Annotated in this window: 6 protein-coding genes and 1 pseudogene; 4 read left to right on the forward strand and 3 right to left on the reverse strand. The window is 72.2% G+C overall.

Going from position 1 to position 14,794, the window contains the following annotated elements; genetic code table 11:
* The first annotated feature begins 64 nt into the window (after positions 1–64).
* Both CES90_RS25315 and CES90_RS25320 read left to right on the forward strand, forming a co-directional pair.
* A complete protein-coding gene (locus CES90_RS25315) occupies positions 65–1,273 on the forward strand; it encodes a cytochrome P450 (protein WP_189786484.1) in 1,209 nt (402 codons plus the stop codon).
* 58 nt (positions 1,274–1,331) lie between these two features.
* On the forward strand, positions 1,332–2,558 hold the full coding sequence (locus CES90_RS25320; protein ID WP_208921452.1) for a cytochrome P450: 1,227 nt from the start codon (positions 1,332–1,334) through the stop codon (positions 2,556–2,558).
* Between the two features lie 56 nt (positions 2,559–2,614).
* Here the strand turns inward: CES90_RS25320 and CES90_RS25325 are convergent, their stop codons facing one another.
* The 3 genes from CES90_RS25325 to CES90_RS25335 all read right to left on the reverse strand — a co-directional run bounded on the left by CES90_RS25325 (position 2,615) and on the right by CES90_RS25335 (position 6,537).
* On the reverse strand, positions 2,615–4,252 hold the full coding sequence (locus CES90_RS25325; RefSeq protein WP_208921453.1) for an ArnT family glycosyltransferase: 1,638 nt from the start codon (positions 4,250–4,252) through the stop codon (positions 2,615–2,617).
* 126 nt (positions 4,253–4,378) lie between these two features.
* Positions 4,379–5,563 (reverse strand): ABC transporter permease, encoded by a 1,185-nt coding sequence (locus CES90_RS25330; protein WP_189786486.1) that lies wholly within the window; start codon positions 5,561–5,563, stop codon positions 4,379–4,381.
* Complete coding sequence (locus CES90_RS25335) at positions 5,560–6,537, reverse strand: ABC transporter ATP-binding protein (RefSeq protein ID WP_229914234.1); 978 nt, start codon at positions 6,535–6,537, stop codon at positions 5,560–5,562. Before CES90_RS25335 ends, CES90_RS25330 begins: the two co-directional genes overlap by 4 nt.
* A gap of 361 nt (positions 6,538–6,898) precedes the next feature.
* Between CES90_RS25335 and CES90_RS25340 the strand changes: the two genes are divergently transcribed.
* Both CES90_RS25340 and CES90_RS25345 read left to right on the forward strand, forming a co-directional pair.
* On the forward strand, positions 6,899–7,963 hold the full coding sequence (locus tag CES90_RS25340) for a ketoacyl-ACP synthase III family protein (protein ID WP_189786487.1): 1,065 nt from the start codon (positions 6,899–6,901) through the stop codon (positions 7,961–7,963).
* 104 nt (positions 7,964–8,067) lie between these two features.
* Positions 8,068–14,757, forward strand: a pseudogene (locus tag CES90_RS25345) (type I polyketide synthase); the annotation flags it as partial.
* Positions 14,758–14,794 lie beyond the last annotated feature (37 nt).

The following is a 14,794-nucleotide window of genomic DNA, read 5'->3' on the forward strand; positions in this document are numbered from 1 at the left end:
TGCTGCGCTGGGGCCGCTCCCGGCCCGCCCTGTCGCGCGGCCCGGTCTATGAGAGGGGTTCCAGATGACAGCCGTACCCGCTCCTCCCGGTCCCGAGGTGTCCGCGCCGCCCGAGGTGGGTCTCGACGGCGGTGCGACGCTGCTGGCCTGGTTGCGGCGGATGCGTGACGAGCAGCCCGTGTGGCGGGACCCGGCCGGCCGCTACCACGTGTTCCGGCACGAGGACATCCAGCGGATCACCGCCGACCCGGCGACGTTCTCGTCGGACACCGTGGGCCGGCTCTCGGGCGGTGAGAAGCAGTCGCCGGGCGGCACGCTGCTGCTGCTGGACCCGCCCCGGCACGGCAAGCTCCGGCGGATCGTCAGCAAGGTGTTCACCGCGAAGATGATCACCGGGCTGACGCCGCGGATCACCGAGGTGGCGAACGAACTCCTCGACGGTCTCGACGGCGCCGACCGGTTCGACCTGGTCGAGGCGTTCGCCAACCCGCTGCCGGTCATCGTGATCTCCTCCATGCTCGGTGTGCCGCCGTCGGACCATCCGCAGTTCCAGGTGTGGGCCGACAGCCTGCTGACGGTGAACTGGGAGACGCCGGAGGGCGCCGAGATCCTGGACCGGACCGTGCGGGAGCTGGACGCGTATCTGCGCGAGCACATCGCCGAACGGCGCGCCCACGAGCACGACGACCTGATGAGCCTGCTGGTGCGCGCGGAGGTCGACGGCGAGCGCCTCGACGACGAGCAGGTGGTGAGCTTCACCGCGCTGCTGCTGCTGGCCGGCCATGTCACCACCGCCGTACTCCTCGGCAACATGCTGCTGACGCTGGATCAGGAAGACGGACTGCTGGGCGAGTTGCGTACGGACCGGGATCGCATCCCGTCGTTCACCGAGGAAGTGCTGCGCTCCCGGCCGCCGTTCCTGAAGGTCGAGCGGGTGCCGACGGCGCCGGTGGTGATCGCCGGGGAGAAGGTGCCGGAGAACTCGATGGTGAACCTCTGGCTGCTGTCCGCCAACCGCGACGAGCGTGTCTTCCCCGAGCCGGACCGCTTCCTGCTGGACCGGCCCAACGCCAAGCAGCTCGCCTTCGGCCACGGCATCCACTACTGCCTGGGCGCCCCGCTGGCCCGCCTGGAGGGCCACATCGCCCTCAACCTGATGCTCGACCGGTACGCCGACATCCGCGTCGACCACGACACCCCGCTGTCCTACTTCGACAACCGCGTCAACGTCTTCGGCCTTCGGCAACTGCCGCTCACGGTCCGCGGTGCCTGAGCGCCCTGGACCAGGCCGCCGCGACCGAGCCGAAGCATCCGAACCAGACGGAGGATCCATGGCACTTCAGCAGACGAACGAGCAGAGGAAACACGTCATACCGACCGACCGCACCTGCCCCTTCGACCCCGACCCGGAGTACCGCCGGCTGCGCGAGGAGGAGCCGATCAGCCCGATCGAGTTCGTGCTCGCGCCGGGCCGCAAGGACGGCTGGCTGGTCACCCGCCACGAGGACGTACGGGCCATCATGGCCGACCCCCGCTTCAGCCACCGCAACGAGCTGCTGGCGCAGGTGATCTCGCCGCGGTTCGAGTTGGAGAAGTACGAGCCGCAGCCCGCGGCCCCGGGTTCCTTCGTCCTGATGGACGCGCCGGAGCACACCCGCTACCGGCGCCTGCTGACCGGCTTCTGCACGGTCCGCAAGATCCAGGAGTACGAGCCGACGCTCGCCGGGATCATCGACGGCGTACTCGACGAGATGGCCGGCCTGGAACCGCCGGTGGACCTGCTTCCGGTGTTCGTGCAGAAGGTCGTGTACCGGTCGCTGCACTCCGTGCTGGGGGTGCCGGAGGAGGACATCGCGGCGCTGGACGAGCACTTCACGGTGATCACGCGGCTCGACTACACGCTGGAGGAGTTCGTCCATCACTCCACGGTGCTGAACGAGGCGCTGGCCCGGATGGTCAAGGGACTCTTCGAGCAGCCCGGCGACAAGTTGCTGGGCAAGTTGGTGAAGACCGGTGAGCTGACCGAGGAGGAGGTGGCGAACATTGCCTGGATCGCCATCGGCGGTTCCCTGGACACCACCCCGAACATGCTGGGCCTCGGCACCTTCGCCCTGCTGGAGCACCCCGACCAGCTGAAGAAGATCCGTGAGAACCCGGAGCTGATGGATCGCGCGGTGGAGGAGCTGCTGCGTTACCTGACGATCTCTCACATGGGTGCGAGCCGGGTCGCGTTGGAGGACGTGGAGGTCGGCGGCACGCTCATCGAGGCCGGGCAGACCGTCGTGCTGTCCCTCCCGGCCGCCAACCGGGATCCTGACCACTTCGAGGACCCGGAGAGCTTCGACGTCACCCGCCGCTCCCGTCGCCACGTCGCCTTCGGCTTCGGCATCCACCAGTGCCTGGGCCAGCACCTGGCCCGCGCCACCCTGCGCATCGGCTTCCAGAAGCTCTTCGACCGATTCCCGGACCTCCGCCTCGCGGCCGCCCCGGAGGAGATCCCCCTGCGCGACAAGGCCATGCACTACGGCGTGTACGAACTGCCGGTGACCTGGGGCTGATGCCCCCACACACGCGAGCTGCGGGCCGTCCCCCTCGGGGGCGGCCCGCAGCCTCGTCACGCCGGCGAAGAACCGCTCGTCGAGGAACCCGGGGGTCGGCTAGCTCCGTCCACCCAGTCGGCGTTCAAGTGCGAGAAACGCGGCCACATGGTGCGCCACGACCCGCGCAGCCCCTCGCAAATCCATAGGGGGACACCCCAGTTGAGGTTGCGCACCCCCGCCGAGTTGGTGACTTCGCCCTGTCGCCGCACGCTCACGAAGAACTGCCGCAGATACTCCTCGTCGCCGCCGACGAAGACGACCGGCGCCGAGTCGTCGGCCGGGCGGCCCAGATACCAGTAGCCGCGATGGCCGCTGTACGGCCGTGGCAGCCCGAGGGCCGGGCCGAAGCGGTCCAGGGCGCCCGCCTGGTCGTACCGATAGGTGATCACTACGGCCCGATCGCGTTGCCCGGGCGGCAGTTCGCGGTGGACACGTGCCACGGAGCGTGCCAGGTCGGGCCAGCCGACGGTCTCGATCGCCAGTCGGTTCTCGGACGTCCGGGACACCGGCTGGAGCGGCAGCACCGGCACCGCCAGCGCCCCCGCGAGCACATACGCCCCGGCCGCGGACCAGACGCGCGGGCCGGTGGGCCACAGCCCCTGCAGGCCCGTGGCGCCCGCCGCCCACAGGATGACGAAGAGCCCGGCGACGTAGTACGACCGTCCGTTGACCGCGAGGTAGCCGACGCAGAGTCCGGCGAAGGCCAGTCCGAGGAAGCGGTAAGGGCGCAGTTCCCGGGCGGCGAACAGCCGCCACAGGCCGTAGCAGAGCAGTACGGCGCCCACCATGCCGGCGCCCGAGAACATCGCGGGCAGGAACACGGCCCGGCCGCCCTCCATCCGGGCGACTTCCCGGGAGATGACCTTGGTCATGGCGAGTTGGGGCCAGCCGTTGGCCGCCTGCCACAGCAGTCCGGGCAGCGCGGTGAGTACGACGGCCGCCGCCGACGCCCACAGCAGGGGTCGGCGCAGCAGATCGCGCGGGCCGACGAGCAGGACGGCCACGAGCAGGGCGGCCCAGTGCGCGACGCCGAGGAACTTGATCTGGAAGGCGACGGCGGCGGTCAGGCCGATCAGGAGCAGCAGCCGGTCCCGCCTGGTGCGGACCCAGCGCACCAGCAGCCAGGTGGCCACGGTCGTCAGGACGATGTCCAGCGACACTGTGCTGAGCAGATGGCCGTTCAGCATGACGGGCGACACGGCGTAGGCGCCCGCGGTGGCTGTCTGTGCGGCCCGTCTTCCGCCCAGTTCACGTGCGGTCAGGGCGGCCACGGGGACGCCGAGCGTGGTGACGGCGACGGCCGGCAGGCGCAGCCACACCGGCGAGCCGTCCGAGAGCGTGTCGAGCGCGTGGGCGAGCAGGGGCACCAGGGGCGGCTGGTCCGCGTAGCCCCACGCGGGGTGGCGGCCGGCCGCGACGAAGTACAGCTCGTCGCTGTAGTAGCCGACGCGTCCGGCGCTGAACAGCAGAACGGCCGCGACCGCGCAGGCGATCGCGGCCACCGGCAGTACGGCGAAGGGCGGAGGCGGGGGCTGGGCCGGGGGAAGCACGGTGTGGGACGCGGCGGTTGGACGGGCGAAGTGGGCCTCGGCCTCGGGTCGTTGAGGTCCTCCGTCGGCGCGCGCGGGCTGTTCCTGCATGCTGGGACGCATCGTCGGACTCCCTGATGTGCGGCTGTACGCCTGATGACCGGCCATACAGATGTGACAGGCGACGGTGAACGGACACGCGCCCGCCCTTGCGGGGGCGGGCGCTCGTCGTCGTGGACGGTCTGGCCGTCAGTCGTCCCCCCAGGCGAAGAAGCGCCACGCGATCACGCCCAGGACGGCGCCGAAGAGCAGCATGCCGCCCATCGTGGGCAGTACGTCCAGCAGACCCCCGCCTTGGCTGAGCACGGTCTCGCTGCCGTCCACCAGGTACTGCATGGGCATCACGTGCCCGATGGTCTTGAACCAGTCGGGGGCGTTGTCCAGCGGGAAGAAGGCACCGGACATCAGGGACATGGGCAGCACGAGGAGCTGCGCCAGGCCGTTGGCGGCCTCCTCGTTCTTGGCGAACGAACCGACCAGCACTCCGACCGACATGAAGGCGAGGGTGGCGCAGAGGACCAGTGGCACGATGAGCCACCACGCCTCGGTGAGCCTGAGCCCGAACCAGGGCAGGGAGGCCACCAGCAGGAACAGCGCCGTCTGGGCCAGCGCGGTGAGCAGGGTGATCGCGATCCGGGAGGCCATGATCGTGGCCGCGCTGATCGGCGCCAGCCGCATCCGGCGCAGTACCTTCCGCTGGCGCAGGCTCACCAGGCTCAGCGCGGTGTTGAACACCGCCCCGGTGGCGACTCCCCAGCCCAGCAGGCCGGGAGTGAGGTACTCGATGGGTTCGGCCGCCTCGCTCGCGACCTCCGTGCTCTTGAGCGAGTAGGCCGCAGGGGCGTCGACGGCGTCCAGGCCGGCCTGCCGGACCAGCGAGTCGACGTTGGTCCGCACGAGGGATGCCTTGGTCGGGTCGGCGGTGCTGTAGCGCAGTACGAGGGTGTTTCCGGTGCCCTGCCGGATCAGCGCGTCGTATGTGCCCTTCCTGACGTCGGACAGCGCCTTCGACTCGTCCTTGACCCTGGTGACGGTGAGCGTCTCGTCGAGTTCGGCCCGTTCGGCGTCGTCCAGTGAGTCCAGCAGCTCGACGGCGCCGATCTGCGCCACCTTGGCCCGCGTGGGCGAGTCGTCGCCGTAGAGCAACGCGAACACCGGCAGGGCCAGCAGCGGGAGGACGATCGTGAAGAAGATGAGGATCTTGTCCCGCAGAAACGCCAGAATCATGGCGTGGGACAGCGCGCGCACGGCGCTGGGCCGCCTGTCCTTGCCGGAGGGCTGCGGACGGTCGGGGGCCGGACGATCGGGGGCCGGACGGTCGGCCGGCCGCAGTGTGCGGGGGGCGACCTCGGGTTTCGTGTCCTCGACGCTCACGCGCGGTACTCCCGTCCGGTCAGGTGGAGGAAGACGTCCTCCAGGGTGGCGCCGCGTACCTGCAGACCGTGCAGGGCGCCCTGTTCGGCCAGGACCGTCAGCACCGGGCCCGGGGTGCGGGTGGCGACCACCAGCGAGACGCCGTCGTCCTCGACCGCGGCCACGTCCGCGCCGGCCGCGGTCAGCAGCCCGCGCATCGTGTCGGCGGTGATCGGTCCGGACTGCACACTGACGTGCGACAGGCTGTCCAGTTCCCGGACCAGGGCGGCCGGGGCGCCGGTCTTGAGTACCTTGCCCCGGTCCATCACCGAGACCCGGTCGCAGAGGATCTCCGCCTCGTCCAGATAGTGCGTGGTGAGAACCACCGTGCGGCCCTCCCTGTTGACATCGCGCAGCAGGTCCCAGAGGTTGCGGCGGGCCTGCGGGTCCAGGCCGGCGGTCGGTTCGTCGAGGAACACCAGGTCCGGTTCGTGCGCCAGGGTGCAGGCGATGGACAGCCGGTGTGCCTGTCCGCCGGAGAGCCGCTCGGCGTCGACCCCGGCGACCGCGGACAGGCCGACGCGTTCGAGCATCGCGTCGGCCTGGCGATGACCCCTTCCGTACAGCGCGGCGAAGAGGCGGACGCTCTCGCGTGCGGTGAGCCCCCGGAAGAACGACGAGGCCTGGAACTGCACTCCGATCCGCGGCAGCAGACGGGGGTTGCGCGGCCAGGGGCTGAGGCCGAACAGCTCGATTCGACCCTCGTCCGGTTCACGGACGCCTTCGAGCATCTCCAACGTGGTGGTCTTGCCCGCGCCGTTGGGCCCAAGGAGACCGTAGAACTCGCCGGCCTCGACCGTCAGTGTCACCCCGTCGACGGCCTGGAGCTCGCCGTACCGCTTCCTGACACCCTCCGCGACGATCGCCGGCGTCATGGCGTGCGGACCGGGTCTCGGTTGGACTTCCGTACCGCCCCGGACGCTGGTCTTGCGCATGTCCTTCATTCAACCGCCGCTCTCTTCATCCGAATCAGCCGAGGCCCGGGCGCCCTTCACCGGGACAGGTCTCAGCCCAGCACTGCCCGGGCGGACCGGGCCAGGAGAGCCGCCGAACACTAGGGAATCCCCGGTTCGGCCGGCCGGATGACGGTTCGCGTCCGCTCGATCGGCTGGGCGGCGAACCCGAAAAGTAGATGTTGCCCTAGACGCCGACCGGCCCGTGGGACGACCCCGGCGGCGCGCGGCCAGTATGAGCGGGCACTGATCCACGGTCCTCTCCGCATGGCTCTCCCGGCCTCGGGGACAGGACGCTCCCATGCGGCCGAGACCGCATCCGAAGGAAGGGCTGCTGTGGCACATGAAGACTGAAGATGTCTACATCGACGCGGTGGGGGTGCACCTTCCCGACGAGTGGGTGAGCGCGCAACAGGCGATCGAGACCGGCCTGTTCGACGAGGACTCCGTCCAGTACGCGACCGAGCTGACCGGTTCCTACATCGCCGGTGACGTCCCCGCGGTCGACATGGCGGTCTTCGCCGCGCGGCAGGCCTTGGAGCGGTCCGGCACGGACGCCACCGCGCTCGGCTTCCACGTCCACTGCAGCGCTTCGGAGCAGGGACCCGAGAGTTTCTACCCGCCCGGCTACGTACTGCGGGAGCTCGGTGCGCACGGGGTCTCCAGCGTGGACGTGCACCAGAACTCCGACGGCATGCTCGCCGCGTTCGAGGTCGCCGTCGGCCAGCTGACCGGGGCCGCGCGGGCCTCGCGGGTTCTGGTCACGGCCGGGGAGAACTTCAGCTCTCCGCTGATCGACCGCTGGCAGGGCTTCGGCACCGGTTTCAGCGCCAGCGACGGCGGCGCGGCCGTCCTGTTCAGCGACGCGGGCGGGTTCGCGGCGCTGCGCGCGCTCAACTCGGGCACGCTGCCGGAACTCGAACAGTGGCATCGCGGGGAGAAGTCCCTGCTGCCGCACCGGGAGCCGATGGGCAAGGCCGTGTCGGGCTCCGACATGCTCGAGATGCTGTGGTACTTCAACGACGAGGTGATCCCGCTCGACAAGTGCCTGCAGATGATCCGGGACTTCGAGTCCGATCTCATGCGCCGCTCGTTGGACGACGCCGGGCTCGACGTGGGCGACGTGGCCTGGGTGCTCACGGCCAACACCAATCTCCAGATGATGGAGCAGATGAAGCTGGAGCCCCTCGGCCTGCCGCTGTCGCGCTCCAACGGGGTGTTCGCCCGCGACTTCGGGCACATCGGCGCCTGCGACATCCCCGTCTCGCTCGACCACCTGCTCGCCTCCGGGAAGTTGTCCCCCGGGGACAACATCCTGATGACCACCTCGGGTGCGGGCTGGGTCAGCACGTCCGCCGTGATCACCGTCCTCGACCTGCCGTCCTGGGCCGGTACCGGGCGGCCGTGACACCAGGCGGTTCCCAGCCGGGGGGCCGGCTTCACCGGCGGCCTCCCTCCCGCGCCGCTCACGCCCCGACGAACTCCGAGTGATTCGAGAGAGCCAGGTCCACCATGTCCCACACGCCCGAGACAGCCGGCCCCGCGCGTCCTCAGGCCGAACCGCCGTCCCTGCCCGCGGACTTCGCCGCGCTGCCGGCTCCCGAGCGGGAGCGACGGCTGCTCGACGTCGTCCGGGAGTGCGCCGCGGCGGCGCTGGCGAAGGACGCGCCGACCGAGATCGATGTGAGCACCGACCTGCTCTCGCAGGGCCTCGACTCCCTCGCCGCGGTGCGGTTGCATGCCCTTCTGATCGCCGCCACCGGGCTGACGCTGCCGGTCACCCTGGCCTTCGACCATCCGACGCCGCTGTCGATCGCCGCGCGCCTGCACTCCGGGCTCCTGGGCTCGGCGACGGAACCCGAAGGGCCTGGGCGGCCCGCGGTGGATCCGGGCGAGCCGGTCGCCATCGTCGCCATGGGCTGCCGGCTGCCCGGCGGGGTGGGCTCACCGGAGGACCTGTGGCGGCTTGTGGAGGACGGTGTCGACGCGATCTCGCCGTTCCCCGACAACCGCGGCTGGGACATCGACGCCCTCTACGACCCCGACCCCGACGCGCCCGGCAGGACATACGTACGGCAAGGCGGGTTCCTGCACGACGCCGGGGCCTTCGACGCGGGCCTGTTCGGGATATCCCCCCGCGAGGCCCTGGCGATGGACCCGCAGCAGCGGCTGCTGCTGGAGGTGGCCTGGGAGACCGTCGAACGGGCCGCGATCCCGGTGGCCTCGCTGCGCGGCAGCCGTACCGGGGTGTTCGCCGGGGCGGAGCACTTCGAGCACGGGCCCAAGCTGTGCGAGGCGGAGGACGGGCTGGAGAGCCTGCTGCTGACCGGGGCCGCGGGCAGCGTGGTGTCCGGCCGCGTCGCCTACGCCCTCGGTCTGGAGGGCCCGGCGGTGACCGTGGACACCGCGTGCTCGGCGTCACTGGTGGCGCTGCACCTGGCGGTCCAGTCGCTGCGGTCGGGTGAGTGCGACCTGGCGCTCGCGGGAGGGGTCGCCGTCATGGCCGAGCCGGGTGGGTTCGTCGCCTTCAGCAGGCAGGGCGGGCTGGCCAGGGACGGGCGGTGCAAGCCCTTCTCCGCGGCGGCCGACGGCACGGCTTGGAGCGAGGGTGTGGGCCTGCTGCTCCTGGAGCGGCTCTCGGACGCCCGCCGCCACGGCCGCAGGGTCCTCGCGGTCGTGCGCGGCACGGCCGTCAACCAGGACGGGGCCTCCAACGGGCTGACCGCGCCGAGCGGGCACGCGCAGCGCGGGGTGATCCGGGCGGCGCTGGCGTCGGCGGGTCTGTCGGCGCCCGACGTGGACGTGGTGGAGGGCCATGCCACGGGCACGACGCTGGGCGACCCGATCGAGGCACAGGCGCTGCTGGCGACGTACGGTCAAGGGCGTGAGCCGGGGCAGCCGTTGTTGCTGACCGCCCTGAAGTCGAACATCGGGCACACACAGGCGGCGGCCGGGGTCGCCGGGGTGATCAAGACGGTGATGGGGCTCCGGCACGGAGTCGTGCCGGGGACGCTGCACGTCGGTGAGGTCACGCCGCACGTGGACTGGTCGGCGGGTGCGGTGGAGGTGGTCACGCGTCCGGTGCCGTGGCCGCGTGTCGACGGCCGGGTGCGCCGGGCGGGTGTGTCGTCGTTCGGGATGAGCGGGACGAACGCGCACGCGATCCTGGAGCAGGGTGATCAGGAGTCCGCGGAATCGGCGGGCGAACCCGTCGGCGCACCGGTCCGAGCGGGCGCCGCGCGGCACTCGGCCGACGGCGCCTCCACTGCCGCCTCCCCCGACGCCTCCGAAGCGGCCGCTGAGGCGGGCGGTTCGGTGCCTGTGCTGGTGTCCGCGCGCGGCGCGGCGGCGCTGCGCAAGCAGGCCGCCCGGCTGGCGGACTTCCTGACCGAGCGGCCCGGGGCACGGCCGGCGGACGTGGCCTGGTCTCTGGCGACGGCCAGGTCGGCGTTCGAGCACCGCGGCGTGGTCCTGGGGTCCGGACGCGACGCGTTGCTGGCCGGTCTGCGGACGCTCGCCCGGGGCGAGGAGGCGCCGGGTGTCGTACGCGGCCGGGCCGTGCACGGTGGACGGACCGCCTTCCTCTTCTCCGGTGCGGGCCCGCAGCGACTCGGCATGGGCCGGGAGTTGTACCGCGACCACCCCGTTTTCGCGCGGACCTTCGACGAGGCGTGCTCGCATCTGGACGGCCGACTGGGCCTGTCCGTGCGGGAGTTGGTGTTCGGCGACGACACCCGGGGCGACGACGACGCATCCGACCGGGCCCGGCTGGACCGGATCGCCAACTCGCAGGCCGCGCTCTTCGCCCTGGAGATCTCTCTGTTCCGGCTGCTGGAGTCGTGGGGCGTCAGGCCCGACTTCGTGCTCGGCCACTCGCTCGGCGAGGTGTCCGCCGCGTGCGCCGCCGGTGTGTTCTCGCTCAAGGACGCCGCCGTACTGGTCGCCGCGCGGGGTCGGCTCATGCAGTCGCTGCCCGCCGGGGGCGCGATGGTGGCCGTCCAGGCGAGCGAGGCCGAGGTGGAGCCCGATCTGGCGGGTCTGGAGGGGCGGGCCGCCGTCGCAGCGGTCAACGGGCCCTCGTCCGTGGTGCTCTCCGGCGACGAGGACGTCGTCCTCGCCGTGGCCGCCCGCTGGGAGGCCGCGGGCCGTTCCACCAAACGGCTGCGGGTGAGCCAGGCGGCCCACTCCCCCTGGATGGACGCCCTGCTCGACGACTTCCGCAACGTCGCGCACTGCGTCTCGTACGCGCCGCCGGTGATTCCCGTGGTGTCCACGGTCACGGGCACGCACGCGACGCCCGAGGACCTGTGTTCCCCCGAGTACTGGGTCCGGCACATCCGCCAGGCGGTGCGCTTCCACGACGGCGTGCGCCGCCTCGTCGAAGCCGGGGCGACGACCGTGGTGGAGCTGGGGCCGGACCCTGTGCTGTGCGCGCTGGCCGAGGACTGTCTTCGACCGACCGATCCCGACGTCGAGTTCGTCCCGCTGCTGCGCGGCGGAGTACCCGAGGCCGAGACCGTGCTGTCCGCCCTCGCCCGTCTGCACTGCGCCGGTACGGATGTGGCGTGGGACGCGGTCCTGGGGAGCGGCACGCTGGTGGAGTTGCCGACGTACGCGTTCGAGCACGAGTGGTTCTGGCTCGCGCCCGGCTCCGGTAAGGGCGGCGCGGGGCAGGTGCGGTCGCTGGGCCTGGAGAAGGTCGAGCACGGGCTGCTGGGGGCGCTGGTCGAGACGGGCGACGGCCGCGCGGTCGTGTCCGGGCGGCTGGACGTCTCGACACAGGGCTGGCTCGCCGACCACGCGATCGGAGGACGCGTCCTCTTCCCGGGCACGGGGTTCGTGGAGGTCGTGGTGCGCGCCGCCGCGGAGCTGGGGTGCGCCCGTGTCGACGAACTGATCATCCACACCCCCCTGGTGCTGCCCGCCACGGGCGGCGTCCAGCTCCGGGTGGCCCTGGGCGAGCCGGACGAGAACGGAGCCCGCTCGGCCGAGGTGTTCGCGCGTCCGGAGGGGCAAGGCGTCGCGGAGGGCTGGGTACGGCACGCGAGCGGGGCCGTGGCGCGGGGCGGAACGAACGCGCGTGACGTCGACCTGGACGGCGTCTGGCCGCCGGCCGACAGCGTGTCCCTCCCGCTGGAGGGGTTCTACGACGATCTCCTGGCCGGCGGCTACTCGTACGGGCCGGCCTTCCGTGGCGTGCGTGCCCTGTGGCGACGCGGTGACGACGTCTTCGCCGAGGTGGAGCTCCCGGACGACGTACGGGCGGGGGCCTCCGGCTTCGAGATCCATCCCGCCCTGCTGGACGCGGCCCTCCAGGCGCTGGAACCGCTGCTCGGGAACGAAGGCGGGGTCCTGCTGCCGTTCGGCTGGAACGGTGTGTCGGTCGGCGCGGCGGGGGCCGCGGCGGCTCGGGTGAAGGTGTCCCGCGCGGCCGACGGCGGGACGTCGGTGACGCTGGCCGACCGTACCGGCGCCGTGATCCTGCGCGTCGACTCGCTGGTGCTGCTGCCGTTGGACGCGGAGCGGGGCGAGGCCCAAGGTCCCGCCGCCCGGCTGGACGACTCGCTCTTCCGGGCGGAATGGACGGAGGTGTCCGCACCCGCCGAGCAGGTGTCCGGGGTGTGGGGCGTGCTCGGTGACGTGGACGGCGCTCTCGTTCAGGCGCTGCGGACCGCGGGCGTGGCCGTGACCGACGCCGTCGACGTACGCGACCCGGTCGACACCGTGGTGTTGGAGTACGCCCCGCGACCGTACGCCGATCTGCCGGAAGCGGTGCGCGACACCGTCCTTTCGGCGCTGGCCCGTGTGCAGCGGTGGGTGGCCGACGAGTCGGCGGCGCCGTCACGGCTGGTGGCCGTGACGCGGAACGCGGTGGCCGCCAGGCCGGGTGAGCGGCCGGACCCGGTAACGGCTCCGCTGTGGGGTCTGCTGCGGGCCGCCCAGGCGGAACACCCGGACCGGATCGTGCTGGTGGACCACGACGGCAGCCCGGAGTCCCTTGCGGCGGTCGCCGCCGCGGCCCACTGCGGCGAGCCGGAGGTGGCACTGCGCTCGGGGCTGCCGCTCGCACCCCGGCTGGCCCGGCTGGAGGCCGCCGGTCTCCTGACGATTCCTCAGGACGCCCTCGCCTGGCGGCTGGAGAACGCGGAGCGAGGCACACTGGGCGGGCTGGCACTGGTCGCCGTGCCCGAGGCGCCGGCTCCTCTGGCCCCCGGGGAGGTCCGGGTGGCGGTCCGCGCCGCCGGGCTGAACTTCCGCGACGCGTTGATCGCGGCGGGCATGTACCCCGACGAGAAGGCCGCGATGGGCGGCGAGGGCGCGGGCGTGGTCACCGAGGTCGGAGCGGATGTGCGCGATCTCGCGCCGGGTGACCGGGTGTTGGGCCTGATGGAGGGCTCGCTGGGTTCCGTCACGGTCACCGACCGGCGGCTGGTGGCGCGGATCCCGGACGGCTGGTCCTTCGCCCGCGCCGCGTCCGTGCCGATGGTGTTCCTGACCGCGCTGTACGGCCTGACCGACCTCGCCCGGCTGCGCGACGGGGAACGCGTCCTGGTGCACGCGGCGACCGGTGGCGTGGGCATGGCCGCCGTCCAGTTGGCCCGGCACCTGGGCGCGGAGGTGTACGCGACGGCCGGCCCCGCCAAGTGGGGGGTGCTGCGGTCGATGGGGTTCGACGAGGGTCACATCGCCTCCTCCCGGGACCTCGGCTTCGAGCGGTGCTTCACCGGCGCGACCGGTGGCGAGGGCGTCGACGTCGTCCTCAACTCGCTTGCCCGCGACCACGTCGACGCGTCACTGCGTCTGCTGCGCGAGGGCGGCCGGTTCGTGGAGATGGGCAAGACCGACCTCCGTGATCCCGACCGGCTGGCCGCCTCGTATCCGGGGGTGGAATACCGTGCCTTCGACCTGATCGAGGCCGGGGCGGACCGCATCGGCTCGATGCTGACCGAGCTGATGGAACTGTTCGAGCGCGGGGTGCTCACCCCGCTCCCCCTGACCGTGTGGGACGTACGGCAGGCACCTGGGGCGCTGCGCCACATGAGCCAGGCCCGGCACATCGGCAAGAACGTCCTCACCATGCCCCAACCTCTCGACCCCGCCGGAACGGTGCTGGTGACGGGGGGCACGGGCGTGCTCGGCGGGCTGCTGGCCCGGCATCTGGTGGTCACGTCGGGGGTGCGCCACCTGCTGTTGGCAGGCCGCCGAGGGGACGACGCCCCGGGTGTACGGGAGCTCGTCGCGGAGTTGTCCGCGCTGGGCGCGGAGGTGTCCGTCGCGGCGTGCGACGTGACGGACCGTACGGCGGTGGCGGCGCTGCTCGCGGGGATCCCGCCCGAGCGTCCGCTGACGGGCGTGGTGCATGCGAGCGGGCTCCTGGACGACGGCGCGCTCGACGCGCTGACGCCCGAGCGGGTGGCTCCCGTGCTGCGTGCCAAGGTGGACGGGGCGGTGCACCTGGACGAGCTGACCCGCGACCGGGATCTCGCGCTGTTCGCCCTGTTCTCGTCGTCCGCGGGGCTGTGGGGCAGCGCGGGGCAGGCGAGTTACGCGGCGGCGAACGTGTTCCTGGACGCGCTCGCGCTGCGACGCCGGGCGGACGGACTGCCGGGCGCCTCCCTGGAGTGGGGGCTGTGGGCGCAGGCCAGCGGGATGACCGGCCACCTCGGCGAGCGGGAGTTGGCCCGCATGGCGGCCGAGGGCATCAGGCCACTGCCCACCGAGCGGGCGCTGGCGCTGTTCGACGCGGCCCTCGCCTCGGGCGAGACGGTGACGGTGCCGATGGATCTCGATCTGTCGGCGCTGCGCGGCCGGGAGGAGGTGCCGGCCCTGCTGCGCGGGCTGGTGCGTCCGGTGCCGGGGCGGGAGCGGACGGCCGCGGCGCCGCCCGCGGACCCGCGGGAGCTGCGCACGAGGCTGGCGGCTCTGGCTCCGGCCGAACGGGACGCCCGGATGCTGGAGTTGGTCCGCGAGCATGCCGCCGCCGTCCTCGGCCACGCGTCGGCCGGGAAGCTGGACCCGGAACGGCGGCTGCGTGACCTCGGATTCGACTCCGTGACCGTCGTCCTGCTGCGCAACCACCTGAAGAAAGCGACCGGGTTGAAGCTGTCGCCCGCCGTGCTCTGGGACCACCCGACGCCGATCGCCCTGGCCGGCTATCTGTCCACCGCGCTCGCCGAGCCTGCGGAATCGCGGAACAGCTGACGGCCCACACGACGCGAACAGACGATCAGAAGGGAAC

The organism is Streptomyces capitiformicae, assembly GCF_002214185.1.
Lineage (GTDB): Bacteria > Actinomycetota > Actinomycetes > Streptomycetales > Streptomycetaceae > Streptomyces > Streptomyces capitiformicae.

What these genes read in the sequence shown, in the direction of transcription:
- CES90_RS25315 (WP_189786484.1), top strand. Translation starts at nt 65, where the DNA reads ATGACAGCCGTACCCGCTCCTCCCGGTCCCGAGGTGTCCGCGCCGCCC.
- CES90_RS25320 (WP_208921452.1), top strand. Translation starts at nt 1,332, where the DNA reads ATGGCACTTCAGCAGACGAACGAGCAGAGGAAACACGTCATACCGACC.
- CES90_RS25325 (WP_208921453.1), bottom strand. Translation starts at nt 4,252, where the DNA reads ATGCGTCCCAGCATGCAGGAACAGCCCGCGCGCGCCGACGGAGGACCT.
- CES90_RS25335 (WP_229914234.1), bottom strand. Translation starts at nt 6,537, where the DNA reads ATGCGCAAGACCAGCGTCCGGGGCGGTACGGAAGTCCAACCGAGACCC.
- CES90_RS25340 (WP_189786487.1), top strand. Translation starts at nt 6,899, where the DNA reads ATGAAGACTGAAGATGTCTACATCGACGCGGTGGGGGTGCACCTTCCC.